The 24,978-nt window shown below is 70.2% G+C and carries 24 protein-coding genes and 1 tRNA gene; 6 read left to right on the top strand and 19 right to left on the bottom strand.

Annotation, left to right across the window (positions count from 1 at the left end):
* Positions 1–26: 26 nt before the first annotated feature.
* Complete coding sequence (locus MOX02_RS31340) at positions 27–185, bottom strand: hypothetical protein (RefSeq protein ID WP_170267912.1); 159 nt, start codon at positions 183–185, stop codon at positions 27–29.
* Positions 186–401: 216 nt separating this feature from the next.
* On the opposite strand from MOX02_RS31340, the gene MOX02_RS17620 reads away from it, so the two are divergent.
* A complete protein-coding gene (locus MOX02_RS17620; RefSeq protein WP_147027101.1) occupies positions 402–821 on the top strand; it encodes a hypothetical protein in 420 nt (139 codons plus the stop codon).
* A 603-nt stretch (positions 822–1,424) separates the two neighbouring features.
* On the opposite strand, the gene MOX02_RS17615 is transcribed toward MOX02_RS17620, so the two are convergent.
* The 15 genes from MOX02_RS17615 to MOX02_RS17545 all read right to left on the bottom strand — a co-directional run bounded on the left by MOX02_RS17615 (position 1,425) and on the right by MOX02_RS17545 (position 16,465).
* Positions 1,425–4,226, bottom strand: coding sequence for an RICIN domain-containing protein (locus tag MOX02_RS17615; RefSeq protein ID WP_170267911.1), 2,802 nt, complete (start codon positions 4,224–4,226; stop codon positions 1,425–1,427).
* Between the two features lie 851 nt (positions 4,227–5,077).
* Positions 5,078–5,154, bottom strand: a tRNA-Met gene (locus MOX02_RS17610).
* Between the two features lie 112 nt (positions 5,155–5,266).
* Positions 5,267–6,508: a tryptophan synthase subunit beta gene (gene trpB, locus MOX02_RS17605; protein WP_147027099.1), complete on the bottom strand. Its 1,242-nt coding sequence runs from the start codon at positions 6,506–6,508 to the stop codon at positions 5,267–5,269.
* A gap of 114 nt (positions 6,509–6,622) precedes the next feature.
* Positions 6,623–7,270, bottom strand: a complete 648-nt coding sequence (locus tag MOX02_RS17600) for a phosphoribosylanthranilate isomerase (RefSeq protein WP_147027098.1) — start codon at positions 7,268–7,270, stop codon at positions 6,623–6,625.
* Positions 7,271–7,288: 18 nt separating this feature from the next.
* Positions 7,289–7,651, bottom strand: a complete 363-nt coding sequence (locus MOX02_RS17595; RefSeq protein ID WP_147027097.1) for a lipopolysaccharide assembly protein LapA domain-containing protein — start codon at positions 7,649–7,651, stop codon at positions 7,289–7,291.
* A gap of 16 nt (positions 7,652–7,667) precedes the next feature.
* A complete protein-coding gene (gene ihfB / locus MOX02_RS17590; RefSeq protein WP_147027096.1) occupies positions 7,668–7,982 on the bottom strand; it encodes an integration host factor subunit beta in 315 nt (104 codons plus the stop codon).
* Positions 7,983–8,030: 48 nt separating this feature from the next.
* The gene (sppA, locus tag MOX02_RS17585) at positions 8,031–9,014 is read right to left on the bottom strand and encodes a signal peptide peptidase SppA (RefSeq protein WP_147027095.1); all 984 of its coding nucleotides are present in this window, start codon (positions 9,012–9,014) and stop codon (positions 8,031–8,033) included.
* 416 nt (positions 9,015–9,430) lie between these two features.
* Positions 9,431–11,146, bottom strand: coding sequence for a 30S ribosomal protein S1 (gene rpsA / locus MOX02_RS17580; RefSeq protein WP_147027094.1), 1,716 nt, complete (start codon positions 11,144–11,146; stop codon positions 9,431–9,433).
* A 276-nt stretch (positions 11,147–11,422) separates the two neighbouring features.
* Positions 11,423–11,944 carry a hypothetical protein gene (locus MOX02_RS17575; protein WP_238178945.1) on the bottom strand — a complete coding sequence of 174 codons (522 nt, stop codon included), beginning with the start codon at positions 11,942–11,944 and terminating at the stop codon, positions 11,423–11,425.
* Positions 11,945–12,100: 156 nt separating this feature from the next.
* Entirely contained in the window at positions 12,101–12,811 is a 711-nt protein-coding gene (locus MOX02_RS17570; RefSeq protein WP_147027092.1) for a DUF1013 domain-containing protein, read from the bottom strand.
* 189 nt (positions 12,812–13,000) lie between these two features.
* On the bottom strand, positions 13,001–13,873 hold the full coding sequence (locus MOX02_RS17565) for a DUF726 domain-containing protein (protein ID WP_147027111.1): 873 nt from the start codon (positions 13,871–13,873) through the stop codon (positions 13,001–13,003).
* A gap of 125 nt (positions 13,874–13,998) precedes the next feature.
* Positions 13,999–14,943: a ribose-phosphate pyrophosphokinase gene (locus tag MOX02_RS17560; RefSeq protein WP_147027091.1), complete on the bottom strand. Its 945-nt coding sequence runs from the start codon at positions 14,941–14,943 to the stop codon at positions 13,999–14,001.
* A gap of 209 nt (positions 14,944–15,152) precedes the next feature.
* Positions 15,153–15,380 carry a DUF4170 domain-containing protein gene (locus MOX02_RS17555; protein WP_109893612.1) on the bottom strand — a complete coding sequence of 76 codons (228 nt, stop codon included), beginning with the start codon at positions 15,378–15,380 and terminating at the stop codon, positions 15,153–15,155.
* A 196-nt stretch (positions 15,381–15,576) separates the two neighbouring features.
* Entirely contained in the window at positions 15,577–15,945 is a 369-nt protein-coding gene (locus tag MOX02_RS17550; protein ID WP_147027090.1) for a YybH family protein, read from the bottom strand.
* A 76-nt stretch (positions 15,946–16,021) separates the two neighbouring features.
* Entirely contained in the window at positions 16,022–16,465 is a 444-nt protein-coding gene (locus MOX02_RS17545) for an OsmC family protein (protein ID WP_147027089.1), read from the bottom strand.
* 281 nt (positions 16,466–16,746) lie between these two features.
* On the opposite strand from MOX02_RS17545, the gene MOX02_RS17540 reads away from it, so the two are divergent.
* Both MOX02_RS17540 and frc read left to right on the top strand, forming a co-directional pair.
* Positions 16,747–17,175, top strand: a complete 429-nt coding sequence (locus MOX02_RS17540; protein ID WP_147027088.1) for a PAS domain-containing protein — start codon at positions 16,747–16,749, stop codon at positions 17,173–17,175.
* 117 nt (positions 17,176–17,292) lie between these two features.
* Positions 17,293–18,543: a formyl-CoA transferase gene (gene frc, locus MOX02_RS17535; protein ID WP_147027087.1), complete on the top strand. Its 1,251-nt coding sequence runs from the start codon at positions 17,293–17,295 to the stop codon at positions 18,541–18,543.
* 532 nt (positions 18,544–19,075) lie between these two features.
* Here the strand turns inward: frc and MOX02_RS17530 are convergent.
* Together MOX02_RS17530 and oxc are read right to left on the bottom strand one after the other, a co-directional pair.
* Positions 19,076–19,768 carry an alpha/beta hydrolase gene (locus MOX02_RS17530; protein WP_147027086.1) on the bottom strand — a complete coding sequence of 231 codons (693 nt, stop codon included), beginning with the start codon at positions 19,766–19,768 and terminating at the stop codon, positions 19,076–19,078.
* A gap of 198 nt (positions 19,769–19,966) precedes the next feature.
* Positions 19,967–21,742 (bottom strand): oxalyl-CoA decarboxylase, encoded by a 1,776-nt coding sequence (gene oxc, locus MOX02_RS17525; RefSeq protein WP_238178942.1) that lies wholly within the window; start codon positions 21,740–21,742, stop codon positions 19,967–19,969.
* Between the two features lie 508 nt (positions 21,743–22,250).
* Here oxc and MOX02_RS17520 point away from each other — a divergent pair.
* From MOX02_RS17520 to MOX02_RS31330, 3 genes are all read left to right on the top strand, one after another.
* On the top strand, positions 22,251–23,096 hold the full coding sequence (locus tag MOX02_RS17520) for a transglutaminase-like domain-containing protein (protein ID WP_147027085.1): 846 nt from the start codon (positions 22,251–22,253) through the stop codon (positions 23,094–23,096).
* A 186-nt stretch (positions 23,097–23,282) separates the two neighbouring features.
* Positions 23,283–23,435: a hypothetical protein gene (locus MOX02_RS31335; RefSeq protein ID WP_170267910.1), complete on the top strand. Its 153-nt coding sequence runs from the start codon at positions 23,283–23,285 to the stop codon at positions 23,433–23,435.
* 205 nt (positions 23,436–23,640) lie between these two features.
* A complete protein-coding gene (locus MOX02_RS31330; protein WP_170267909.1) occupies positions 23,641–23,811 on the top strand; it encodes a hypothetical protein in 171 nt (56 codons plus the stop codon).
* Positions 23,812–23,828: 17 nt separating this feature from the next.
* Here the strand turns inward: MOX02_RS31330 and MOX02_RS17515 are convergent, their stop codons facing one another.
* Positions 23,829–24,713 carry a DUF4399 domain-containing protein gene (locus MOX02_RS17515; RefSeq protein WP_147027084.1) on the bottom strand — a complete coding sequence of 295 codons (885 nt, stop codon included), beginning with the start codon at positions 24,711–24,713 and terminating at the stop codon, positions 23,829–23,831.
* Between the last annotated feature and the right edge of the window lie 265 nt (positions 24,714–24,978).

The following is a 24,978-nucleotide window of genomic DNA, read 5'->3' as shown; positions in this document are numbered from 1 at the left end:
GCCTGCGCCGGGCGGACGAAGGCGCCTCAGTCGGTCATCGTCAGGTCGTCGGCGGACCACGTCTCACGAACGTTGCCGACGTCGATCTCGTAGGCTTCGCCGAGATTCCAGACGCCCACGATGGCTCCGACGCGTCCGTCGGGCAGGCGAACCAGATCGAGCAGTTCGAACGGAGAGCCGGTCATCTCAGGATCCTCCCTCACGTCAACGGCTGCGCTGCCGTTTCGCTCCCCGTCTCGATCCGCACCGAGGGCTCCGTTCGCGCACCGGGCTCGTCTCGCGCCCTGATCTTCCGGAATCCTTCAGTCCAGAACCGTGCCGGCGGAGTATCCGGAACCGGCTAACCTTCCGGTCCGTTCATCCAGTCATGTGAATGACTTGTGTCGAGCGGGAGCTTGGACATGGCGAAGGAGAAGGTGAAGGTTCCCAAAACCCTGGCAGGTCTGTCCTTGCCCAATCGGCTGCGCAAATCCGGTGCGCTGACCTCGATCCTCAACAACCCCCTTGCCCGGACCATCCTCGCGGACGTTCTCGTCGCCGCCGCGGGCGCGGCCGCGACGGCCCTCGTCCGGCATCGGCCGAGCGGTCCCCAGGTCGCGCATGCCGGCGAGAGGATCGCCGACGCCGGTGTCCACGCGGCCTCCGCGACATCCGACACGGCGCGAGCGGCCGTCGGGGCCATCGGCACTATGGTCACCGAGATGGCCAGCTCCGTCCTGCCGGACGGTGAAGGCAGGAAAGCTGCGGGGAAGGCCAAGAAGAAGGGCAAGAAGCGCAAGTCGGCTCGCAGGCAGCAGGAGGCGGCGAGCCGGCCTCATTGATGCGGGGCGGTCCGACGGGCTGCGTGCGCATCCTCCGTGGCTGCCCGGCCAGCATCCGCGACGCGGAAGCCGGAAACCCGCGGGGCCACGCTGCTGGACGCAGATCTCGTCGAGCGAGCCGGCGAGACCGCGTTCCGACAGCTTCCTCCGAGATGCCTGCTGCGCGCAGCGATGGAGGCTGGCACGCCGGAGCCGCGGACCGCCGATGCCGCAAGGACGGATCCGGACCCGCCGAGGGCACCAAGCTTCCGATCGCCGCTGCCCGCGTTGGCTCCGCTACGGGCAGGGTTCTCCCGGCTTGAAGCTCGCCGGCGCGCGCATCTCCCTGCCCTGCGCGGCGCAACCGCCCGAATCCATGCCCGGCGTGCAGAGCGGTTTGCCGTCACCGCCGATGACGATGCAGGCGCCCTTGTCCGGCCCGGTCTGGGCGGCGGGCGCCTTGCGCGCCCCCCGTCGACGGCGTGCTCTGCTGGGCCCCTGCCGCGCCGGTGCCGGCGAGCAGAACGGCGGCCACGAGACCTGCCCGGATCATCGGCATGGATTTGCTCCTCGATCGTCTTCAGGGAATGGGCCGGCCCGGCGCGAACCGGTGACCGGGACGGGTTACTGGATGCGCACGACCTTGGCGACGCTGGGCACGCCGTTGGCGTCCATGGCGAAGATCATCCATGGGCCGGGCAGCAGGACCCCTGCATCCGAGGAGAGTTGGAACTGGTAGCTCGTGCCGCTGCTGCTCGCCGGCGTCAGCGGCACCCGGCGCTGGTCGGCGTCCAGAGAGTGCGTGTTGCTGCTCATTCGCATCAGCGCGAAGCTCGCGGCCGGGCGGTCGGTGGAGACCGTGATGGTCGAGCCGACCGCCGCCGTCGCCGGCGCTGCCGTGATCGTCGGGCGGCTCGCGGGATTGCCGTTGGCGTCCAGGAGATACGGCGGCGTCAGGATCTGAAGGTCGGTGTGGTTGACGGCGCAGGCCCCGCACATGCCGCCGCCGGCAGAGAGCACGCGGCCGTCGAGCAGCAGAACAGCGGTGCTGTGGTAGGTGCGCGGCACGGCGATCCGGGGCAGGCGGCGGAACCCGCCGGTTTTCGGCGACCAGATCTCCGGGATGTAGACCGCCGCTGCATCGTTGAAGATCGCCGCGAAACTCTGTCCGCCGATCGAGACGACCTCACCGGAGGGCAGGACGACGCTGTTCACGAAGGTCCGCGCGAGCGCGAGCGGGCCGGTCGGCGTCACCGTGGGAGGTTTCCCGAACCCGGCCGTGATGTCGATGACGTAGGCGGAGTCGAGCGCCGGCCCGGTATCGTAGTCCGGTGCGCCACCGAGCTTCAGGATCTTGCCGACGTCGTACATCACGACGTTGCCGTTGATGGCGAAAGGATCCTGGCCACGCGCTCCGGCCGGCGCGATGGACCCGTTCCCCTGGACGTTCAGCCAGTACATGGCGGCGCTCGGGCCGGCATGGAAGACGTTGCCGTTCCCCATGGGGAAGAGCCAGAAGTGGTTGTCGAAACGGTTGTTCTGCACGCCGACCGGCCCCGAGACGGCGTTGCCGTTCATCGCGCTGAGCACGCGCCATCTGCCGGTCGCCGGCGACCAGACCTCGCCGAACTTGTTGCCGATGCCGCCCCACCACGAGCCGCCGAGCGTCAAGGCTTCTCCCGTCGGCAGGGTGGTGGTGCTGTTGTAGCCGCGTGAGATGTTGAGTGGTGAGCCGGACGACCACGTGTCGGTGGCCGGATCGTAGAACGACGTTTCCGTCCCGCTGAGGCCGCCCGCGATCATCAAACGGCCGTCGGGGAGGATGTTGGCGCCGGGGCAGAACATGTTGCCGGCGTTGGTCACGTAGCGCGGCGCGAAGGTGTCGGCGGCGGGATCGTAGATCGTCGTGTAGGTCGTCGGCTGCGCGCCGGGATAGGCGATGGGCTGGTCGGACGACCAGAGCATGACCTTGCCGTTCGCGAGCAGGGCCGCGCCTCCCGCGACCAGGCCCGCCTGCTTCAGCGGCGTCCAAGAAGCCGGTGCGGGCGGGTCCGAGAGGGTCCAGCGCTGCCAGTCGTAAAGCCCGCAATCCCAGATGCGGAGGCCGAGGCCGTTGTCACGCATGTTGCCGGGCAGTTCCAGGCAGCGGCCGGACTGCGCGGCGACGATTTCGGTCCAGTTCTGGAGCGCGCGCAGGCGCCAAAAGCCGGTGGCTTGCGTGTTGCACGCGCCTTGGACCACCGGAACCCCGTTGCCTTGGCCCGCGTCGCCCGGCGCGAGGCAGAGGCCCGTGGTCGCGCTCCTGATTTGCACGAGGTCGCCCACCGGCACGACCGACCAGTTCTGGCTCGTCGCCTCGCTGCAATCGAGTTGCTTCACCTGGGCGTTCGGTGCGGTCGCGGCATCGACGCAGCGGGCGCTGAAGCGGTTGACCACGATCACCGAGCGGGCGCTCGCAGCCGTCCCGGTGCCGTCGGTGGCGGTGGATGTCCCTCCGGTGCCCCCCGTGCCGCCCGTGCCACCGGCGCTCGTGCCGGTTCCGGTGCTACCCGTGCCGGCCGCAGCCTGCGACGAGAAGGTCTCGTTGGCTGCCCCGACGCAGGGCCACTGGATCGTGCCGGCCCCCGCCGCGGTGGAGGCTGCGTTGACGTTCAGGCACATATTCGAGACCTGCGCGACCAGCCGGTAGCCGCCATTCAGCGCCTGAGGCGTCCAGGTGTCGTTGGCCGCACCCGCGCAGGTCCACTGGAACACCTGTGTGCCCACGGCCGTCATGCCGTCGGGCTGAAGGCCCGACACGTTCAGGCACTTGCCGCTCATGCGATTGACGTAGGCGTAGCCGCCGCGCTGGACCTTCGTGTCCCAGATCTGCTCGGCTCCGCCTGTGCAGGCCTGCTGCGTGACCGCGGCACCATCGGCCGTGTTGCCGTTCGCCACGGCCAGGCAGAGCCCGGAATGCGCGGCCTTCAGCGGTCCCCCGCCCGGTCCCGGCAGCGCCGTGCCCGCGGCCGTGCCGGTGGCGGCGCTGGGGCTCCAGCTCTGGCTGGCCGCACCCGTGCAGGTGCGCTGGCTGATGCCCGCGCCGGCGCTCGTCGCGCCCCCTTCCACGCTCAGGCAGCGGCCCGAGGCGACGCTGACCAGCGCCGTGCCGGCAGCATTGTTCGAGAGGGTCCAGCGCTGCTGCGGGGCCTGAGGCACGCAGTCCCACTGGATGATGCCGGCCCCGTCCGCGGTCTTGTCGGCCTTGTCGTTGTCCAGGCACTTGCCGGTTGCCGCGTTGGCGACGAGGACCTGGCCGGCATAGCCCGAGTCGCGCAGGGTCCAGCTCTGCGCTGTCCGGCCGGTGCAGGTCTCCTGGATCAGGGGCGTGAGGTTGGCGCCGGCGTCGCCCTTGAGCGTCAGGCAGAGCTTGGAGTTGCCCGCCACCAGCGGAACCGGCGTGCCGACGGGAAGCGCCGTCTGGGCGGAGGCCGGGGCAACGGCTGGGCATGCAATCAAAACAGATATTGCAATAAATTCTGCAATTCGAGCGTGCATTTTGCAATTCTCCCGCTCGATTGTCTAACAAATCAAATGTTGCGCTTCCTTTAATTCAGTACAGGAGGTCCGGACTCATCAGCCGCTGCGCTCGGCTGCTGCGGCGCGACCCCGCGCGGTCGGCCACCGGTCCACCCGCCGAAGGCATGCCTCAGCGCCGGCGGACGGAGCGCATGTCTTCCCCGCTCCCTGATCGTCTTCCCGGAGCGCGTCGACGAGATCCGCCGCCGCAACGTCCGGATGCTCCGGGACGATCTCCTCCCCAACATCGCGGCCGAGGTCGTCGCGTACCGGGAGGCGAACGACCACCGCCGCGCCGCGCGATGGGCTGAGGAGGCGTCGAAGCGGCCGAGGCAGCCGGCACCGAAGGGGAACGTCGCCCGCCGACAGGGCCGTGCCGAGACGCTTCGGGCTACAGGACCAGGCCGAGGGGCCGGCCTTCTGTGCCGCGCGGAACCCTCTGCGGGCCGAGTCCGCTCCGGCCCGCCGGCGTCCAGTCCGATGAACCGGACGGAGCCGCCGTCGTGGTCGGCATAATGGACTCCTCTCGCGACCCGGACGATCGGGCGACCGGACGCGCCGTCGCCGCACGCCAGCGCGAAGCACCTGCCGGCCAGGAATGAGGAAGTCGGTTCTCGACGGGAGCCGGAAGCTCGGTCGGTCCCGTCCCGGAAACGGTCCGAGCTGGCAGGTCACCGGCTGACGACGGGAAAACCGGGGACCTCGATCATGGATCTGATTGGTAGCGAGGGAGGGATTTGAACCCCCGACACAAGGATTATGATTCCTCTGCTCTAACCAGCTGAGCTACCCCGCCCCAAGCCGGGCCGCCGATGAGATCGGCGGCCGTTCGGAGACCGGCGGTATAGGAAGAAGGGGCTTCCGGTGTCAACGGGCTCCCGCCGCCGAACCGGGCGGAAAACGCCGTCTCAGAGGCGGGTGCCGAGGATCTCGGCCACCTGCGGGATGTCCTTGTCGCCGCGGCCGGACAGGTTCAGCACCATCAGGTGGTCGGCGGGCTTGGCGGGAGCGATCTCCAGGACCTTCGCCAGGGCGTGGGCGGGCTCCAGCGCCGGGATGATGCCCTCGAGCTTGGAGCAGAGCTTGAACGCCTCCAGCGTCTCGCTGTCCGTCGCCGAGAGGTAGGTGACCCGGCCGGCCTCGTGCAGCCAGGCGTGCTCGGGGCCGATGCCCGGGTAGTCGAGGCCCGCCGAGATCGAGTGGGCGTCGGCGATCTGGCCGTCCGCGTCCTGCAGCAGGTAGGTGCGGTTGCCGTGCAGCACGCCGGGCCTGCCGCCCGTCAGCGAGGCCGCGTGCAGGCCCGTCCCGACCCCGTGGCCCGCTGCCTCGACCCCGTAGATCTCCACCTCGCGGTCGTCGAGGAAGGGGTGGAACAGACCCATCGCGTTCGAGCCGCCGCCGATGCAGGCGATCAGCGAGTTGGGCAGGCGGCCCTCCTGGGCGAGCATCTGGCTCCGCGTCTCGCGGCCGATGACGGACTGGAAGTCGCGGACCATCGCCGGGTAGGGGTGCGGGCCCGCCACGGTGCCGATGCAGTAGAAGGTGTCGGTGACGTTCGTGACCCAGTCGCGCAGGGCCTCGTTCATGGCGTCCTTGAGGGTCTTCGTACCGGATTCCACCGGCACCACCTCGGCGCCCAGCATCTTCATGCGGAAGACGTTCGGTGCCTGCCGCGCCACGTCGACGGCGCCCATGTAGACCACGCATTTCAGGCCGAAGCGGGCGCAGAGCGTCGCGGTCGCGACGCCGTGCTGGCCCGCCCCCGTCTCGGCGATGATCCGCGGCTTGCCCATGCGGCGGGCGAGCAGGATCTGGCCGAGCACGTTGTTCACCTTGTGCGAGCCCGTGTGGTTCAGTTCCTCGCGCTTGAAGAAGACCCGCGCCCCGTGGCCGGGCTTGGCGCCGGTGCGCAGGTGCTCGGTCAGGCGCTCCGCGTAGTAGAGCGGGCTCGGCCGGCCGACGTAGTGCGCGAGGTAGGCGTCCATCTCCGCCTGGAAGGACGGATCGGCCTTGGCCGCGTCGTAGGCCGCTTCCAGGTCGAGGATCAGCGGCATCAGGGTCTCGGCCACGAATCGACCGCCGAAGATGCCGAAGCGGCCGCGCTCGTCGGGGCCGGTGCGGAACGAGTTCGGGGTGGGGGCGATGGTCACGGGCAGCAATCCTTCGGAAGGCGCGCGGGCTCGGCGCGCCCGTGCGGCGACCTCTAAACCCGGGGCGGCGCCCCTGCAACGCGGCGCCTTGCGGCACCGGGACCGGAGGCGTCGTCAGGCGGTCCCGCGCGCGGCCATCACGAAGGCCCGGATCCGGTCCGGGTCCTTTCGGCCCGGACTCGTCTCGACGCCCGAGGAGACGTCGACGGCGGCGACGCCGCTCCGGCGCAGGGCCTCGGCCACGGTCTCGGGGGTCAGACCGCCCGACAGCATGGTGCCGGCGGGAAGACGCACGCCCGTCAGGAGGTCCCAGTCGAAGGCGATGCCGTTGCCGCCGGGCAGGGCCGCGCCGGGCGGCGCCTTGGCGTCGAGGAGAAGGCGGTCGGCCGCGGCCGCGTAGGGCGCGAGGAGCCTCAGGTCCTCGTATCCCGCGACGCCCACCGCCTTCATCACCGGGCGTCCCGTCCGCGCCCGGATCGCGGCGACGCGCTCCGGGCTCTCGCGGCCGTGGAGCTGGATCAGGTCCGGGTCGGTCGCCTCGACCGCCGCCGCCACGAGGGCGTCGTCCGGATCCACGAGGAGCACGACACGCTCCGCCCGTCCCCGCGCCGCGGCCGAGAGAGCGCGCGCGCGCTCGAGGGCGACGTGCCGCGGGCTCCGCGGGAAGTGGACGAGGCCGATCCAGTCGGCCCCCGCCTCCAGGGCCGCCGCCAGCGTCTCTTCCGTGCTGAGACCACAGATCTTGACGCGGACGGCGGACATGGCGGGCGGGCCCGGGCCTCAGCGGGGCGCGGGCAGCGCGGCGTGGTCCGCGCCCGGCCGGTAGAGGCCGCCGGTCTCGGAGGCCGGGGCGTAGGTCCGCAGGCGCGCGGTCTCGCCCTCCAGCCGCCGGATCTCGCGGCGACGCTCGCGCGCCGTGCGGCGGGTCTCGCCCTGGCCGAGCCAGGCGCCGATGCCGCCGACCACGATGCCGACCGCCACCGCGACGAACAGGATCGCGTAGAGCGGCACGTTCAGGCTGAAGACCGGCGTCTCGGAGAAGGGATCGAGCGAGAGGCGCACCGCCTCGCGGTTGGCCACCGCGAGCAGGATGACGAGAATCGCGACGGGCAGCAGCACCAGACCCTTGAGGAAGCGGATCATCGATCTCTCCGAGATATCAGTTCGATGCGGCGGCGGTGCTCTCGCCGATGCCGGCCGCGTTGAGGCGCAGGCGCATCTCCTTGCCGGTCTTGAACACGGGGATCGCCTTCTCGGACACGGCAACGGCCGCGCCCGTGCGCGGGTTGCGCCCGCGCCGCGCATCGCGCCGCTTCACCGAGAAGGCGCCGAAGCCACGCAGCTCGACCCGGTCGCCCCGGGCCAGCGCGTCGGCGATGGTGTCGAGGATCGCGTTCACGAGCGTCTCGACGTCGCGCTGGTAGAGGTGCGGGTTCTGCTCAGCGATCTTGAGCACAAGCTCTGACTTGATCATGCGGCGGTCTTCTCGAAGGGTCCGGGTCTGGGGCGGGGTGCCGGCGTCTCAGCGGGCGGAGGCGGGCTCCGGCCGCCAGACGGCCATGAGGCCGCCCTCGGCGATCCCGCTGGCCTCCGATCCGATGGCGCGCAGGCGCGCGCCGAGCCCCTCGAGACCCGCGAGATCGGCGCCGAGCCCGAGCGCCGACCAGAGCTGGAAGCCGCTCTCCGAGGCGGGCTTCCAGTCGCGCACCGGCAGGTTCTTGGCGACCTTCCGCTCGGTCTCCAGCCACGCGACGGCCTGGCGCTCGCCGCCGAGCTCGTCCACGAGCCGCAGGGGAACGCTCTGGCGCCCGCTGAAGACGCGGCCGTCCGCCACCTTGGCGAGATCGGCCTCGCTCAGCTTGCGCCGGTCGGCCACGAGGCCCTTGAACCAACCGTAGGTGTCGCCGACGACGGCCGCCAGCGCGGCGCGGGCCTCCGGCGAGGTCGGGCTGAAGCCCGAGGGCTCGGCCTTGAGGGGCGAGGACTTGATGGACTCGACCTTGACGCCGACCTTGTCGAGCAGGCCCGACACGTCCGGGTATTGGAACAGCACGCCGATCGAGCCGACGATCGCGGTCTCGCGGGCGACGATGTGGTCGGCGGCGATCGCCGTGATGTAGGCGCCGGAGGCCGCGGTGCCGTCCACGAAGGCGACGATCGGCTTCTTCTCGGCGAGCTGGCGCAGGTTGCGGAACAGCTCCTCCGAGCCCGTCGTGGTGCCGCCCGGCGAGTTGATCGAGACGACGACGCCCTGGACGGCGGAGGATTCGCCGATCCGCTTCATCAGCTTGGTCGTCGCCTCGCTGCCGGCGATGAAGCCGGAGACCGAGATGCGGGCGATCTGCGGCTGCACCGCGCCGAACAGGGCGCTCTCGGTGCCGGCCCGGACGCGGAAGCCCACGGCGCCGGCGGCGACCACGAGGCCGCCGATGCCGAGCACGCGCCACAGGGAAAGCTTGCGGCGCAGGCGCCGGCGATCGATCAGGAGTTCGGCGTCAGCGGCCATGCGATGGCTGTCTCCCTCGCGCTCCGGCGTGCGGCGCCGGCCTGTTCTCTCCTGAGGTCCGCGGAGCCGTTCCGCGCCCGATCGGTCCCGTCGCCGGCCTGCCCGCACCGCCCCGCCGGTCCGGGGCGCATCGTCGGACAAGTCATTGGTTTGCCAGGGACTCGCGGGCATTCAGGCCTGCCCGCGTGGCGTGTTCTAGCCTCGCGCGACGCGGACCGGCAAGAGGGCGCGGAGCGGTTCGGGGTCCGGCGGCCGCGTCCCGGTGACGATGCGGCGGTTCCGTTCGGGCTTCCGCCCCTGCCGATCCTCGCCGCGCGGGGCGCGGGGGGCGCGGCAAAAAGAAAGCCCGCGCGGGGGAAAACCCCGCGCGGGCCGTGGGCCGACCTCGCATCCGCCCGGAGGCGGATGCGAGAGCCTTACTCCTTGTCGTCGCTCGTGCGGGCCTTCTTGAAGGCCGCGCCGAGGATGTCGCCGAGGGAGGCGCCGGAATCGGCCGAGCCGAACTGGGCCATCGCCTCCTTCTCCTCGGCCACCTCGAGGGCCTTGATCGAGACCTGCACGCGGCGGGCCTTGCGGTCGAACTGCACGACGCGGGCGTCGAACTTCTCGCCGGCCGCGAAGCGCTCGGGGCGCTGGTCGCCGCGGTCGCGGGCGAGCTCGGCCCGGCGGATGAAGGTGGTCAGGTCGGTGTCGACGATCTTCACCTCGACGCCCGAATCCTTGACCTCGGTCACCTCGCAGGTCACGACCTGGCCCTTCTTGATCTCGCCGGCTTCCGCGAAGGGGTCGCCGCCGAGCTGCTTGATGCCGAGCGAGATGCGCTCCTTCTCGACGTCTACGTCGAGAACCTGGGCGCGCACCATGTCGCCCTTCTTGAACTCGTCGATGACCTGCTCGCCCGGACGGTTCCAGTCGAGGTCGGACAGGTGGACCATGCCGTCCACGTCGCCCTCGAGGCCGATGAACAGACCGAACTCGGTCTTGTTCTTGACCTCGCCCTCGACCTCGGAGCCCACCGGATGCTGCTCGGCGAAGGCCTCCCAGGGGTTCTGGAGGGTCTGCTTGAGGCCGAGCGAGATGCGGCGCTTGACCGGATCGACCTCCAGGATCTGAACCTCGACCTCCTGGGAGGTGGAGACGATCTTGCCCGGATGGACGTTCTTCTTGGTCCAGCTCATCTCCGAGACGTGGATCAGGCCCTCGATCCCCGGCTCCAGCTCCACGAAGGCGCCGTAATCGGTGATGTTGGTGACGCGGCCCTTGAGCTTGGCGTCGACCGGGTAGCGCTGGGCGATGCCCTCCCACGGATCGGCGAGGAGCTGCTTGATGCCGAGCGAGATGCGGTGCGTCTCGTGGTTGATCTTGATGATCTTGACCTTCACCGTCTGGCCGATGGTCACGACCTCGGACGGGTGGTTCACGCGGCGCCACGCCATGTCGGTGACGTGCAGCAGGCCGTCGATGCCGCCGAGATCGACGAAGGCGCCGTACTCGGTGATGTTCTTGACGACGCCGTCGATGACCTGACCTTCCTCAAGGTTGGCCACGAGCTCGGAGCGCTGCTCGGCGCGGCTCTCCTCCAGCACCGTGCGGCGCGAGACGACGATGTTGCCGCGGCGGCGATCCATCTTGAGGATCTGGAAGGGCTGCGGCGTGCCCAGCAGCGGGGTCACGTCGCGCACGGGGCGGATGTCGACCTGGGAGCGCGGCAGGAAGGCCACGGCGCCGTCGAGGTCGACGGTGTAGCCGCCCTTGACCTGGTTGAAGATCGTGCCGGTGACGCGCTCGTTGGCCTCGAAGGCCTTCTCGAGCTTGACCCAGCTCTCCTCGCGGCGCGCCTTGTCGCGCGAGATGACGGCCTCGCCGAGCGCGTTCTCGATGCGGTCGACGTAGACCTCGACCTCGTCGCCGACGTGGAGCTCGCCGTCGCGGCCGGGGCCCTGGAACTCCTTGAGCGCGACGCGCCCTTCCGTCTTCGCGCCGATGTCGATGACGGCCACGTCCTTCTCGATCGCGACGACGCGACCCTTGACGACGGACCCCTCGGTGATCTCGTGGCTGAGGAAGCTCTCCTCGAGCAGGGCCGCGAAATCCTCGCGGCTCGGCGCCTGCATAGCGGTACCAGCAGTCATTCTGTCTCCTGAATGGCCCCTGCCCGGGGCCGGCGTCGGCGGCTCGTGTTGCGGGTGCCCTCCCCCACCGCCGCCCGCGGCCGGATGGGCCTGAACGGGCTTGGCCTTCCCGCGGGAAGGGCCGACGCAGTCTCGAAGCGGTGGTCGAGGGCGATTCTCCCGGCGGCTGCGGGCCGGGCCCGAAGGAGCCGCGAGCCGCGGACAGCCGTCCGGACAATCGGGCGTTCCTTATCCGATCCGCGCTCTCGCGGCAACCGGAGCGGCTGCCCGCCTTCCTCAGGCCTGCAGGGTGAGGCTCGGCGGCGCGTTGCGCAGCCAGACCGCCGAGGCCACGGCGAGGGGTTCCAGGGGCAGGGTCACCCGCCCGCAGCGGCGGCCCCAGAGCTCCAGCCCCTCGAACGTGACCTTGCGGATCGACAGCCAGGACCCGAACGGGAAGGTCGCCTCCGTCCCCTCGCCCGGGCCGTAGCACTCCTCGAAGGCGATCGGGTCGACCATGATCTGATCGTACTTCTGCAGGTGCTCCAGCATCGAGACCTTCGAGCGGAACAGCACCCGGTCGCGGTGGAACGAGGAGAAGCAGGGCTCGTAGTCGGCGAGCGTCACCCTGAGCTTGCCGCCGATGCGCAGGTAGGGCGGGTTCGGCCCCGCCTCGCCGAAGTTCACCGGGCTCCAGCCCGCCTCCACCATCAGGGAATCGGCGAGGGTGACGGGCTCGGAGGGCACGGGCGGCCCGGGCAGGACCGGCGGCGGCTCGGGCGCCGCGGGAAGCGCGATGTCGGTGCCGACGGAGGCCATGAGGCACCCCTTTCCAGTCGTCGCGCGGGATGCGCGACCGGCACTATCGCGCATATCGGCCCGTTTGGCGACACCGCCCGGCTACCGAGGGACCCCGGCGCCATGAATCATACCGCCAAGCCGGCGCCGGCCGGAGCCGGCTCCAGGCCCCTCGCCTCAGTCCTCGTCGTCCTCGTCGGTGCGGCGCATGCCCTTGAGCTTGGCGAAGACCGAGTCGGCGTCGAGCCGCTCCTCGCGGCCCCCGGGACGATGATCCTCCAGCTCGGGCTCCGCCTCGGCGGTCGAGACTTCGGCCGGCAGGAGCGAGGCGCCGGCCTCGCCCGCCACGGCCGCCGGGCGGTCCTTGGCGGCGCGCTGCACCTCGAAGTCGAGGTCGATCTGCGTGCACAGGCCGAGCGTCACCGGGTCCATCGGCTGGAGCGAGCTGGAGTTCCAGTGGGTGCGCTCGCGGATCTGCTGGATCGTCGACTTGGTGGTGCCGACCAGCCGGATGATCTGCGCGTCCTTGAGCTCGGGATGGTTGCGCAGGAGCCAGAGGATGGCGTTCGGCCGGTCCTGGCGGCGCGAGAGCGGGGTGTAGCGCGGGCCCTTCGTGGTGCGCTTGACCTCGGGCAGCTTCACCTTCGAGACCGCGACCTTGAGGCGGTAGCTCGGCGACTTCTGCGCCTTCTCGATCTCGTCGCGGGTGAGCTGGCCGGTGGTGATCGGGTCGAGGCCCTTGATGCCCGCGGCCACCTCGCCGTCGGCGATGCCCTTCACCTCCAGCGGGTGCAGCTTGCAGAAGTCGGCGATCTGCTCGAAGGCCAGCGAGGTGTTCTCGACCAGCCACACGGCGGTCGCCTTCGGCATCAGCGGACCCTGGGACATCGGGCAACTCCAACGAATGCGCGGAAACGGGGCGGGGCGGCGCGGACGATGGTCCGCGGGCTCCGGCCCGGTCATCCGAGGGGCCGGAGCATCCCGTCTCACGCTGTAAAAGGGGAAGGCCATCTATATAGGTTTTAAGGGGTTGCGCGCAATCGCGATGATCGGGGCCCGCACGTCCGGCGCGTCCCGTCAGGCGTCCACCGGCGCGCCCAGGAAGGCCGTCACGACATCCGAGAGTTCGGGCGTGCGCAGGTAGCCGTAGGACTTGTGGTGGTTCGCCTCCCCGTCCGGGCGGCAGTAGCCGTTGAGGACGGGCACGTCGACCGCGACCACGCCCCGGCCGCTCGGCGCGAACTCCGCCCCGAGCCTCGCGGCGACCGTCGCCACGTCGGCCGGGTCGGCGAGGTTCGACCAGGCGCCGAGCGTGTCGGGCACCCGCACCTCCCCGTGCTCGGCCGCGATCGCCGCCTTCACTTCCACGAGCCCAAGGGGGGCGCCGAGGGTGACGAGGTGCTCGACGGCGAGGCGCTCGGGCCGGCGCTCCAGGATGCGCAGGCAGTCGTAGGCGATGATCGACCCCATCGAGTGGGCGACGAGCAGGATGCGCCGGCCGGCGTTGCGCTCCAGCGCATCGATCAGGCGCGCCCGGGCGGTGTTCCGGAAGCCCGCATCCTGGTGGTAGTTCCAGAGATCGTCGAGGCGATATTCGAGCAGCAGGTCGTCGAGCGGCGTCAGGCCGGCCATCGCCTGGAGATGGCCGACGCCGCGGTAGAGGCGACCGGTGAGGCTGGTGCGCCGGGCATCCCGGTCGGGGTCGTGCCGCGGGAAGGCGCCGAGCCCCTCCGCCACGTAGTAGGGCTCGCGGTTGCGCGCGTCGTCGAGCGGCGTCTCGTGGCGGAGATCGGCCCAGTAGACGAAGTCGAAGTCGAAGTCGCGCCCGGGCGCGGCGGCGTTGCGGGCAAGCCCCTCCCGGATCGCCGCCTTCCACCAGCGGGCCTTCTCTTCTTCGGGTGGCTTGTTGGCGAGCCCGTGGATCCCGATGACGACACGTCCCCCGTCCATTCCCCCGCAGACCCCCGGATCCCGCATGCCCTCGCGCCCGCCCGGCGGGCGCATTCCGATTGTGCGCAATGAGATAGGGCGCGAATGCGGTCGAGGTAAGGGGAACCGCGCGGCGGCCGCCCCGATCAGTCGAACAGGCTGGAGACGCTGGACTCGGTCGCCGTGCGCCCGATCGCCTCGCCGAGCAGCGGCGCGATGGTGGCGACGCGGATGTTGCGGGCGAGCTTGACGGCCTGGGTCGGTTGGATCGAGTCGGTGATCACGAGCTCCTTCATCCGCGAGGCCGCGATGCGGGAGACGGCGCCGCCCGAGAGCACCCCGTGCGTGATGTAGGCCGAGACGTCCTTGGCGCCGGCGTTCAGGAGCGCCTCGGCCGCGTTCACGAGCGTGCCGCCCGAATCCACGATGTCGTCGACGAGGATGCAGGAGCGCCCTTCCACCTCGCCGATGATGTTCATGACCTCGGACTCGCCGGGGCGCTCGCGGCGCTTGTCGACGATGGCGAGCTGCGCGTCGATGCGCTTGGCGATGGCGCGGGCGCGCACGACGCCGCCGACGTCTGGCGAGACCACCATGCGGTCCCCACCGGCCAGCCGCTCCTTGATGTCGCGCACCATCACGGGCGCGGCGAAGAGGTTGTCGGTCGGGATGTCGAAGAAGCCCTGGATCTGGCCGGCGTGCAGGTCGAGGGTGAGCACCCGATCGGCGCCGGCCTCCGTGATCAGGTTCGCCACCAGCTTGGCCGAGATCGGAGTGCGGCCCGAGGTGCGCCGGTCCTGCCGGGCGTAGCCGAAATAGGGGATCACCGCCGTGATCCGCCGCGCCGAGGAGCGGCGCGCGGCGTCGATCATGATCAGCAGTTCCATCAGGTGGTCGTTGGCCGGGAACGACGTCGACTGGACGATGAAGACGTCCTCCCCGCGCACGTTCTCCTGCAGCTCGACGAAGATCTCCATGTCCGCGAAGCGGCGGACCATGCACTTGGCGAGCGGCAGCTCGAGGTAGGCGGCGATGGCCTCGGCCAATGGCCGGCTGGCATTGCCGGCGATGATCTTGATCGAGGATTTCATGCCGGCACACTCATATCGCGGAACTTGGGCCGAACGACGCTGCGGGACCTGGATTATGCCGCCGACCCGGCCGTGCGGACCATCGATACGGCCGGCCGGGCTCTTATCAGCGGTGGATGGGCGTCACAATGCCTTCATCACCGCGGCATCCCTGCCCTGCACCGGCGGGCACCGCGGGATTCGCCTGACGGCTCGCTGCCGGACGAGCCTCACGGCTCCAGGAGACGGTGCAGGTGCACGATGAAGTAGCGGGTCTGGGCCGAATCGACCGTGGCCTGGGCCTTGGCCTTCCAGGCCGCCTGGGCGGAGGCGTAGTCGGGGAAGATGCCGACGATATCGAGGCCCTTGACGTCGCGGAAGCGCACCCCCTCGAGCCGCTCCAGCTCGCCGCCGAACACGAGATGGAGCTTCTGGTCGCTGTCGATGCTGGTGGTCATGCCCTCTCCTTCGGGATGTGGCGCAAGCGCGGGCCCGAGCGCGGCACAGGCTGAAGCCTCGGTACAGGCTGAAGCCAAGGATCGGGCGCGCAGGGCTTGCGCGCGAGGCGGTCGCAGACACGCGCGGGCGCGTCAACCGGCCGCCCGCGCGCGTCTGCCCCGCGCGTCTGCCCCGCGCGTATGCCCCGCGCGAGCGCTACCCGGCCTTGAGAGGCTTGATCTTGAGTTGGTCGATGACCCAGCGCCAGCCGCCCTCCGGCTGCTCGCGGGCGACCTCCGCCGAGATGGTGCCGTTCGGCAGCCGCGCGAAGGTCATGGCGAGGTTGCCGTTGCGCACCGGCTCCAGCACCTCGGCCGCCGGGAAGTCCGAGCGGCGCGACAGGAGGTCGGTGTAGAAGGTGCGGATCTCGGCGTGGCCGCGGGCCACCACGGCCCCGGCCGCCAGCACCGCGTCGGTCTCGTAGAGGGCGACGAGGCCCTCGACATCGCCCGCATTGGCGCGGGCGTTGAAGAGGCCCGCCAGATCCTGCGGTTCCCGGGCCGGCTCGCGTTCGGGATTCGACATGGGGTTTGATCCTTTCGGTTGGCTGCCCGGATGCCGCGACCCGGGCCCGTCCTTTCGCTCAGCGCAGCCCCTCGGCTCAGCGCAGCCGCTCGCCCGCGGCGTCGCGGACCGCGACGCTGACGGGGATGCCGGCCTTCACGCTCTCGGAGACCGTGCAGAACCTCTCGAACTGGGCCAGCACTCTGTCGATCCGCGGCACGTCCTCCGCGCGGCTGCCGAGCGCGATGGCGACGTCGATCCCGTAGATCCGCAGCCGCCCTTCCGGGTTGCGCTCGACGCGGCAGGTGGCCTCGGCGCGGATACCGTGGGCCTCCTGCCGGTACTTGCCGAGCGCGAAGACCATGCTGGCGCAGAGGCAGTTCGTCACGCTCGCGATCAGGAGCTGCTCGGGGAAGGGACCCTCCCCGGCGCTGATCGGCACCGACTCGTCGACGAGAAGGTCCGGGATCAGCGCGCCGAAATCGACGGTGAACTTGTACCCTTCGATCTGGGTGATCGTGATGCTCGGACCGCTCGCCATCGTGCCTCGTCGTGTGTTCCTCGCGCCGGACCCCGCCTCGCGGGAGCGCCGAGTTTCGAGAACGCCGCCCGGCCTCGGGCCGCTCCCGAGCGGAGCGCGGAAAGCGCGGCCTCGCGGACCCGGGCGGCGCCCGCCGGGCCAGCGCCGGCGGCGTCCCTTGACACTTGCCGATATCTGGCATACCAAATGCCAACAAGTCAGTGAGCGCCCGCCGGGGCGCGGCGGACAGACGTCACCTTCGGAACCGTAGCACATCCAACGGCGCACGCGTCGGAACGTTCATGCAGCAGACCTTCGACCTGGCGCAGATCATCACCGCAGCGGGCGACGCCATCGTCGTATCGGACGTCTCCGGGGCGATCACCGTCTGGAACCCGGCCGCGGAGCGGATCTTCGGGTTCTCGCAGGAGGAGGCGCTGGGCCGGTCCCTGGACCTGATCACGCCGGAGCGCCAGCGCCAGCGGCACTGGGACGGATACCACAAGACCATGCGGACCGGCGTGACGCGCTACGGCACGCAGGTGCTGCGGGTTCCGGCCCTGCACAAGGACGGTCGTCCGCTGTCGATCGCCTTCACCGTCGCGCTGCTGCGCGGCGAGGACGACCAGGTCACCGGCATCGCGGCGATCATCCGCGACGAAACGAGCCGCTGGAACGAGGAGCGCGAGATGCGCCGTCGCCTGGCGGATCTGGAGGCCCGCCTCCGTTGAGAAATTTGCGAGCCAGTCCAAAGAGATAATTGGATAGCGACGCAAGCGTTTCCCGGTCCTGGCCGGACCGGGCGTGAGAGCACTTCGTTACCAACCGTCGAAAGGGAGAATGCCGAGATGAGCAAGCCGCTCGAGGGAATCAAGATCATCGACTTCACGCACGTCCAGGCGGGTCCGGCCTGCACGCAGCTGCTCGCGTGGTTCGGCGCCGACGTGATCAAGGTCGAGCGTCCGGGCGCGGGCGACGTCACGCGGACCCAGCTCCGTCACGTCGAGGACGCGGACGCGCTGTACTTCACCATGCTGAACTCGAACAAGCGCTCGCTCACGCTCGACACCAAGACGCCCCAGGGCAAGGAAGTCCTGACGAAGCTCATCAAAGAGTCGGACGTCATGGTCGAGAACTTCGGCCCCGGCGCCCTCGACCGCATGGGCTTCTCCTGGGCCAAGATCCAGGAGCTCAACCCGGGCATGATCCTCGCCTCGGTGAAGGGCTTCTCGGACGGCCACCACTACGAGGACCTGAAGGTCTACGAGAACGTCGCGCAGTGCGCCGGCGGCGCCGCCTCCACGACGGGCTTCTGGGACGGTCCCCCCACCGTGTCGGCCGCCGCGCTCGGCGACTCGAACACCGGCATGCACCTCGCCATCGGCATCCTCACGGCGCTGCACCAGAAGAACAAGTCGGGCAAGGGCCAGAAGGTCGCCGTCTCGATGCAGGACTCGGTGCTCAACCTCTGCCGCGTCAAGCTGCGCGACCAGCAGCGCCTCGACGCGCTGGGCTACCTCGAGGAGTACCCGCAGTACCCGCACGGCCAGTTCTCGGACGTGGTGCCGCGCGGCGGCAACGCGGGCGGCGGCGGCCAGCCGGGCTGGGTGCTGAAGTGCAAGGGCTGGCAGACCGACCCCAACGCCTACATCTACTTCACGATCCAGGGCCATGCCTGGGCCCCGATCTGCAAGGCGCTCGGCAAGGAGGAGTGGATCGACGATCCGGCCTACAACACCGCCCGCGCCCGCCAGGACAAGATCTTCGAGATCTTCGCCCTCATCGAGGACTGGCTGTCGGACAAGACCAAGTTCGAGGCCGTGGACATCCTGCGCAAGTTCGACATCCCGTGCTCGCCGGTCCTGTCCATGAAGGAGATCGCCAACGACCCGTCGCTGCGCGCCAGCGGCACGGTGGTGGAGGTCCCCCACCCGAAGCTCGGCTCGTACCTGACCGTCGGCAGCCCGATCAAGTTCTCCGACATGGCGGTCGAGGTGAAGCCCTCGCCGCTGCTCGGCGAGCACACCGACGAGGTGCTGAAGGATCTCGGCTACTCGGCCGAGCAGATCGCCGCGCTCCACGAGGCCCGCGCGGTCTGATCCCTCAAAGCCTCAGGGCTTGAAATTCCAGGGGCGGCGTGCCGGCGGCACGCCGCCCCTTCCCTTTTGCAGGATGCACTGACATTCGGCGCTGAGCGCGCGCTCCCGGGATCCCCGCATCCGGCATCCTGGGACAGGGCGCGCGAGGCGTCGGGCAGGGCCGATGGCTTGTGAGCTCCCCACGCCCTGATCGCCCGGATGGGCACCACTGCCGGCGCAGCACGTCGGGGATGCAGCCGAGCCCGCCGCCGCCCCTATCGACTCACGGAGCGGCCGGGTTGTCGGCGGGGAATCGGCTGAAAGCGCCCACCGCCGGATGACCGGGCTCGCGGCCGCCGGCTCGATGGTGCGGTGCTGCCCGCCCCTGCCGGTCGCAAGGGCGCGGCTTGGCCCGGCTCTCGGCGCGTTGTCGAACCGCGAGGCGGCCTACAGCCTCGTGACATGGCCGGGCTGGCCGATACCGCTCGCGATGTTCGCGGCCGCGCACCCTCGGTTTGGCTGGGTGGGCGGCCCCGCCGCTCGAGCGGCCGTCCTAGCCGGCCGCGTCCTCGACGAGGAAGAAGTCCACCGCCATCGCCGCCACCGCGGGCCGGTAGGCGTGCGGGCCGTCGTACTCCACCGCCGTGACGTCGTAGCCCGCCTCGCGGAGGCGGGAGACGTGCGTGCGCGCGCTGCGGTCGATCGGGATCTGCTCGTCCCGGATGCCGTGCGAGATGAAGACCTTGGGGGCGCCGGTCTGCATCTGCACCGACATGAAGCCCGCCGAGGAGACGATGACGTGGCTCACCACGTCCCCGTTCGTCAGCCCGAGGGAGAGGGCATAGCTGCCGCCGTCCGAGTGGCCCGCGAAGGCGAGATGCGCCGGATCGAGCATGAAGCGCGAGGACACCTCGGTCAGCGCCGAGTCGAGGCGGGCGCGGTCGGGCCCGTTGCCGGCGATCACGAGATCCCAGGTCGGGTACTGGGATTGCGGCACCAGCAGCAGGAAGCCCCGCGCCTCGGCGTGCCGCTCCAGCATCGGCAGGATCTTCTCGGCGCTGCCGCCGCCGCCGTGGAACAGCACGACGAGGGGCGTCGGCCGGCGCGGCTCGACGCCCTGCGGGACGATCAGCACCGCGTCGCGCTCCTCGAACAGGCCGAGGGCGTGACGCCCGGGCGGGAGGGCCGGCTTCACCGGCAGGCGGTGATGGAAGCCGAGGCGGCCGGCGAGGTGGGGGTCGATCATGGGCGATCCTCGAAGGCCCGTTCCGGGCTCCGCGGAGGCCGGCGGGGCGGGCGTTGCGGGGCGCGATCCGGCCGCTGGGTCCCGAGGGGGCCCTGATGCGGCGGAGGCCGCGGCGGGCTGTGCTCAGCCCGCCGCGGCCTCCGTTCATCCTGCCGGATCGCCGGCGAGGCGGTGTCGAAGTGCGTGTCGAGGACGCGCTTACTTCTTCTTCTTCACCGTGCTCTGCGGGTTGAGGCTGCCGATGTTGCCGCTCTCGGTGCCCGCCTGCGGGTCGATCACCGCGTTGATCAGCGTCGGGCGGCCCGAGTCCATCGCCTCGTTGACGGCGCGGCTGAGCTCGTCCGGGGTCGTCGCGTTGACGCCGACGCCGCCGAAGGCCTCCATCATCTTGTCATAGCGGGAGTCCTTCACGAACACCGTCGTGCCGGGGTCGCGGCCGGTCGGGTCGGTGTCGGTGCCGCGATAGATGCCGTTGTTGTTGAAGACCACGACGCAGACCGGCAGGTTGTACCGGCAGATGGTCTCGATCTCCATGCCGGAGAACCCGAAGGCGCTGTCGCCCTCGACCGCCAGGACCGGCTTGCCGGTCTCGACGGCGGCGGCGACGGCGAAGCCCATGCCGATGCCCATCACGCCCCAGGTGCCCACATCCAGGCGCTTGCGCGGCTGGTACATGTCGATGACGCTGCGGGCGAGGTCGAGGGTGTTGGCGCCCTCGTTGACGAGGATCGCGTCGGGACGCTCTTTGATGATCGTGCGCAGGGCTCCGAGCGCGCCGTGGAAGTCCATCGGCGCCGAGTTCTTGAGGAGCTTGGACGACATCTTGGCGAGGTTCGCCTCCTTGCGGGACTTGATGGCGTCCGTCCACTCGGTGGGCGGGGCCTTCCAGTCGCCGCCCATGCCGTCGAGGAGCGCCGACACGCAGGAGCCGATGTCGCCGACGAGGGGGGCGACGATCTCGACGTTCGAGTCCATCTCCCGCGGCTCGATGTCGATCTGGATGAACTTCTTCGAGCCGGGCTCGCCCCAGGTCTTGCCCTTGCCGTGCGACAGGAGCCAGTTCAGGCGCGCGCCCACCAGCACCACCACGTCGGCATCCTTGAGCACCATCGAGCGGGCGGCGCCGGCCGACTGAGGATGCGTGTCGGGCAGGAGGCCCTTGGCCATGCTCATCGGCACGTAGGGGATGCCGCTCTTCTCGACGAGGGCGCGGACCTCGTCGTCGGCCTGGGCGTAGGCCGCGCCCTTGCCGAGCACGATCAGCGGGCGCTTGGCGCCCTTCAGCACGTCGAGGGCGCGCTTGACGGCGGACGGGGCCGGGAGCTGCTCGGGAGCCGCGTCGATGACCTTGACCAGCGACTTCGCGCCGGCCTCGGCGTCCATCACCTGCGAGAACAGCTTGGCGGGCAGGTCGAGGTAGACGCCGCCTGGGCGGCCCGAGACCGCGGCGCGGATCGCGCGGGCCACGCCGATGCCGATGTCGGCGGCGTGCAGGACGCGGAAGGCCGCCTTGCAGAGGGGCTTGGCGATGGCGAGCTGGTCCATCTCCTCGTAGTCGCCCTGCTGCAGGTCGACGATCTCACGCTCGGAGGAGCCCGAGATCAGGATCATCGGGAAACAGTTGGTGGTGGCGTTGGCGAGGGCGGTCAGGCCGTTGAGGAAGCCGGGCGCCGAGACGGTGAGGCAGATGCCGGGCTTCTTGGTGAGGAAGCCGGCGATGGCGGCGGCGTTGCCGGCGTTCTGCTCGTGGCGGAACGAGATCACGCGCATGCCAGCGGCCTGCGCGAGGCGGCCGAGATCGGTGATCGGAATGCCCGGCACGCCGTAGATCGTATCGATGTCGTTGAGCTTGAGCGCGTCGATGACGAGGTGGAAGCCGTCGGTCTGCTCGGGGCCGGTGTCCTCGGCGGCGGTCACGCTGTTGGCGTTGAATTCCGACTCGGTGAACCCTTGGTCCGTCGTGTTCCTGTCCATGGCCGCTTCCTCCGGATTCCTTGTTTGTGCTGTTCGCTCAGGGTGCGGTTGGCCAATTGCCGGAGCCACCCGCGTGCGTGTCGCCGAACGCGACGATGCGAGACGTTCGGCCTGCCGGTCCTGAGAGCGGCCGGCGCTCGCCGGCGGCCTCAATCCCGTGTCAACGGTGCCCGCGCCAAGCGGGCTGAATCGAGTTCTTGTTGTTGCTTATCGCGATGGCGCTGGCATACCAAATACCAAATTGCCTGTCAAACCCGCAATGGCCGGTCCGGACGGGCTGTGCGCGCCCGTCAGGCACCTTTCCCAGACACCCTGAGGGGGCGCCGGCCGCCCGGCTTCCGCGGGCCCGTAATCCTTCTAGGTGGGCCTGGGGACGGCGCGGCGCCAGGGCTTCGGTGTGCCTGCACGCAATTCGGGCAGCCGAAACCAACATCTGGGCAGTAAGCGCGGGAACGTTCGGGCCGCCGGATGTTTAGGGGATTTACATGGACTGACAAAAGCAACGGTTATGCGCATCCGCACCGGCTTCACCATCGCCTTCGACACATTCGGCCCGACGCCGATGCTGCTCCTGCTCAACGTGCGGCCGGAGCGCCGCCGGGACCTCGTGACACCCGAGCGGATCACCTTCGACCCGCCTTTGGAGGCGCGCCAGCACCTCGACGAATTCGGCAACCTGCGCACACGCATCCTGGTGCCGGGCGGCCGCATCACGATGTCGGCAGACTTCCTCATCGAGGACAGCGGCCTGCCGGACGCGGTCGCCGCCGAGGCCCGGCAGATCCCGTTGCAGGACGTGCCCGACGACGTCCTCGTCTACCTGCTCGGCTCCCGCTACTGCGACACCGACAAGCTCTCGCAGACCGCTTGGTCCCTGTTTGGCAGCGCGCCGGAGGGATGGGCCCGGGTCCAGGCCATCGTCGACTACGCGCATGCGCGCATCCGCTTCGACTACCAGCAGGCCGACGCGACCCGCTCGGCCCATGACGGCCACAGCCAGCAGGTCGGCGTCTGCCGCGACTTCGCGCATCTGGCGATCACCCTGTGCCGCTGCATGAACATCCCGGCGCGGTACGCCACGGGCTATCTCGGCGACATCGGCGTGCCGCCGGTGCCGGACCCGATGGATTTCTCGGCCTGGTTCGAGGTCTATCTCGAGGGCCCGGAGGGCCCGCGCTGGTACACGTTCGACGCCCGGCACAACACGCCGCGCATCGGCCGCATCGTGATGGCCTACGGGCGCGACGCCACCGACTGCGCCATCACCACGAGCTTCGGCCCCGCCCCTCTCGCCCGGTTCGAGGTCCACACCGACGAGGTCGGCGGCGACTTTCTGATCGGCCGCGCCGCCTGAGGCATCGCTGCCGGAACCACCGGCCGTTCCGGCCGTCCCGGCGGCGCGCACCCGTCCGGGCGGGCGGCGCCCGTCCCGAAACGCCATCACCATCGTAACGCACGGGCCGGAGGGTCCCGAGCGTGAGCCGCGTCACGGTCGGCGCGGGCGAACGGGCGGATGTTCGCTCCATCCGGAGCCCGCCCCATGTCCCGCCGCATCCTCAGCCTGATCGCGCTGCTCCTCGTCACCGACGCGATGGTCGTGCACGGGCGCGGTCCCCGGCCCTCGCAGATCGTCACCCCCGACGCGGGCGAGACCGCCCGCCTCGGCCGGCAGTACGTTCTCCCGCGGATCTGAGAGGAAGGAGGGGGCAAAGCGGCGGCGCGCCGGCGTCAGGCCAAGTGTCCGGGAGGGTTCGGAGTCCTCTCTTCTCGGCTTCGGGCCGAGCGTGATCTCGATCACGGTTCGCTTTTACAGGGCGAAATACAGGTTCGGCGGGATCCGGGAACGGGTTCCTCTTCGCGGCAGGAGCCTCGAAGACCTCGAACCTCAGGTTTGCGCCATGATCAAGCTCGTCGTCATCGCCGTCGCTCTTCTCGCGACCATGGTCATCGTCCGCGCGAGCATGCTCGACGCACCGGCCCGCGTGCCCGTCAGGGCCTCCGCCATCGACATCCGCGAGATGACCATCCGGTCCAAGCTGCCGGAATCCGCACCCTACGACGCGTTCTGAGCCGTCGGGGCGGCGCCTCAGCGGTCGCGGTGGCGAGCCACGCGCGGCCGCCGCCCGTTGCGGGTGACGAGCACCTTGATCGTCTCGGACATCACCGGGGGCACGTGCGGCACGTGGTCGGCATCGGCCAGGACGAGCTGCAGGGTGTGGGTTCCGAGCGGCAGCGTCACCTGCGCCTCGGTCTGCCCGAGGCCGAAATGCAGGTGGTTGAAATCGCTCGGGATACGCTCGTCGGGCGAGCGCAGCGGCGTGTCGATCAGCAGGTGGTGGTGCCCGGTATTCGCCTTGTCGAACCCGGCCGGCGCGACGCCCATGCCGACGAGCCCGAACCGGATCGTGACCTTGCGGGGCACCACGGCGCCGTTGCGCGGCTGCACGAAGTACACCCGCGCGCCGGGCGGCGAGGTCTTGCGCGCGGCCGGCGCCGCGGCCTCGGCGCCCGCGGGCGCCTCGACGACACGCACCTTCACCACCTCGGAGGCGACGGGGGGCGAGTGCGGGATGTGGTCCTTGTCGGCGAGCAGGAGCTGCAGCGTGTGCTCGCCGGGCGCCAACTCGATCTCGGCCTCGGTCTGGCCGGCGCCGAAATGCAGGTGGTTGAAGTCGTTCGGGATCGGCCGGTCGAGAGGCGGCATCGGCACGTCGACCAGGATGTGGTGGTGGCCCGCGTTCATGCGGTCCGAGCCCGCGGGCGCGACACCCATGTTGCGCAGGCCGAACCGGATCATCGGCCTGCGGGGCAGGACGCTGCCGTCCTTGATGTCGATGAAGTAGACGGCGGCGCCGGGCGCCGACGGCGTCGGCCCGCCCTTCCGCTCGGCCAGGGCGGGCTGTGCGCTGGCCGCCTGCGCGAGCACCAGGAACGCACCGATTCGACAGGTCCAAGCCGTCGCGCCGCGCATCGTCGCCCTCCCGTCAGGCATCGCGTGACCGCAGCCGAATAGGCGCACGACCTCGTGCCAACCGCCGACCCGCAAAAACGAGCTAGAGGCCCCCTAAAAAGGTGATTCGCTAGCCCGAAAGAGGCAGTGTGCGGTCAATGACCAAGAGAATACATGCCACAATGTTTTGCAACGGCTACGGTTTGATCTAGCGGGCGCGTGCTATACCGGACACTAGTCGAAAGCGGTCAAGCTGATGGGTTTGGATTGCCGCCGATGCGCGATT

The organism is Methylobacterium oxalidis (assembly GCF_007992195.1).
Classification (GTDB): Bacteria; Pseudomonadota; Alphaproteobacteria; order Rhizobiales; family Beijerinckiaceae; genus Methylobacterium; species Methylobacterium oxalidis.
Note: the sequence above shows the minus strand (reverse complement) of the source record. Positions and strands in the feature narration are given on the sequence as shown.

Coding starts and splice junctions, on each gene's coding strand:
- MOX02_RS17565 (WP_147027111.1), bottom strand. CDS start 13,873: ATGGACGGGGGACGTGTCGTCATCGGGATCCACGGGCTCGCCAACAAG.
- MOX02_RS17545 (WP_147027089.1), bottom strand. CDS start 16,465: ATGGCGAGCGGTCCGAGCATCACGATCACCCAGATCGAAGGGTACAAG.
- MOX02_RS31340 (WP_170267912.1), bottom strand. CDS start 185: ATGACCGGCTCTCCGTTCGAACTGCTCGATCTGGTTCGCCTGCCCGAC.
- MOX02_RS17515 (WP_147027084.1), bottom strand. CDS start 24,713: ATGCGCGGCGCGACGGCTTGGACCTGTCGAATCGGTGCGTTCCTGGTG.
- MOX02_RS17560 (WP_147027091.1), bottom strand. CDS start 14,943: ATGAAATCCTCGATCAAGATCATCGCCGGCAATGCCAGCCGGCCATTG.
- MOX02_RS17530 (WP_147027086.1), bottom strand. CDS start 19,768: ATGATCGACCCCCACCTCGCCGGCCGCCTCGGCTTCCATCACCGCCTG.
- oxc (WP_238178942.1), bottom strand. CDS start 21,742: ATGGACAGGAACACGACGGACCAAGGGTTCACCGAGTCGGAATTCAAC.
- sppA (WP_147027095.1), bottom strand. CDS start 9,014: ATGGCCGCTGACGCCGAACTCCTGATCGATCGCCGGCGCCTGCGCCGC.
- frc (WP_147027087.1), top strand. CDS start 17,293: ATGAGCAAGCCGCTCGAGGGAATCAAGATCATCGACTTCACGCACGTC.
- rpsA (WP_147027094.1), bottom strand. CDS start 11,146: ATGACTGCTGGTACCGCTATGCAGGCGCCGAGCCGCGAGGATTTCGCG.
- MOX02_RS17550 (WP_147027090.1), bottom strand. CDS start 15,945: ATGTCGAATCCCGAACGCGAGCCGGCCCGGGAACCGCAGGATCTGGCG.
- MOX02_RS17595 (WP_147027097.1), bottom strand. CDS start 7,651: ATGATCCGCTTCCTCAAGGGTCTGGTGCTGCTGCCCGTCGCGATTCTC.
- MOX02_RS17600 (WP_147027098.1), bottom strand. CDS start 7,270: ATGTCCGCCGTCCGCGTCAAGATCTGTGGTCTCAGCACGGAAGAGACG.
- ihfB (WP_147027096.1), bottom strand. CDS start 7,982: ATGATCAAGTCAGAGCTTGTGCTCAAGATCGCTGAGCAGAACCCGCAC.
- MOX02_RS31330 (WP_170267909.1), top strand. CDS start 23,641: ATGATCAAGCTCGTCGTCATCGCCGTCGCTCTTCTCGCGACCATGGTC.
- MOX02_RS17575 (WP_238178945.1), bottom strand. CDS start 11,944: ATGGCCTCCGTCGGCACCGACATCGCGCTTCCCGCGGCGCCCGAGCCG.
- MOX02_RS17570 (WP_147027092.1), bottom strand. CDS start 12,811: ATGTCCCAGGGTCCGCTGATGCCGAAGGCGACCGCCGTGTGGCTGGTC.
- MOX02_RS17620 (WP_147027101.1), top strand. CDS start 402: ATGGCGAAGGAGAAGGTGAAGGTTCCCAAAACCCTGGCAGGTCTGTCC.
- MOX02_RS17555 (WP_109893612.1), bottom strand. CDS start 15,380: ATGACCACCAGCATCGACAGCGACCAGAAGCTCCATCTCGTGTTCGGC.
- MOX02_RS17540 (WP_147027088.1), top strand. CDS start 16,747: ATGCAGCAGACCTTCGACCTGGCGCAGATCATCACCGCAGCGGGCGAC.
- MOX02_RS17520 (WP_147027085.1), top strand. CDS start 22,251: ATGCGCATCCGCACCGGCTTCACCATCGCCTTCGACACATTCGGCCCG.
- MOX02_RS31335 (WP_170267910.1), top strand. CDS start 23,283: ATGTCCCGCCGCATCCTCAGCCTGATCGCGCTGCTCCTCGTCACCGAC.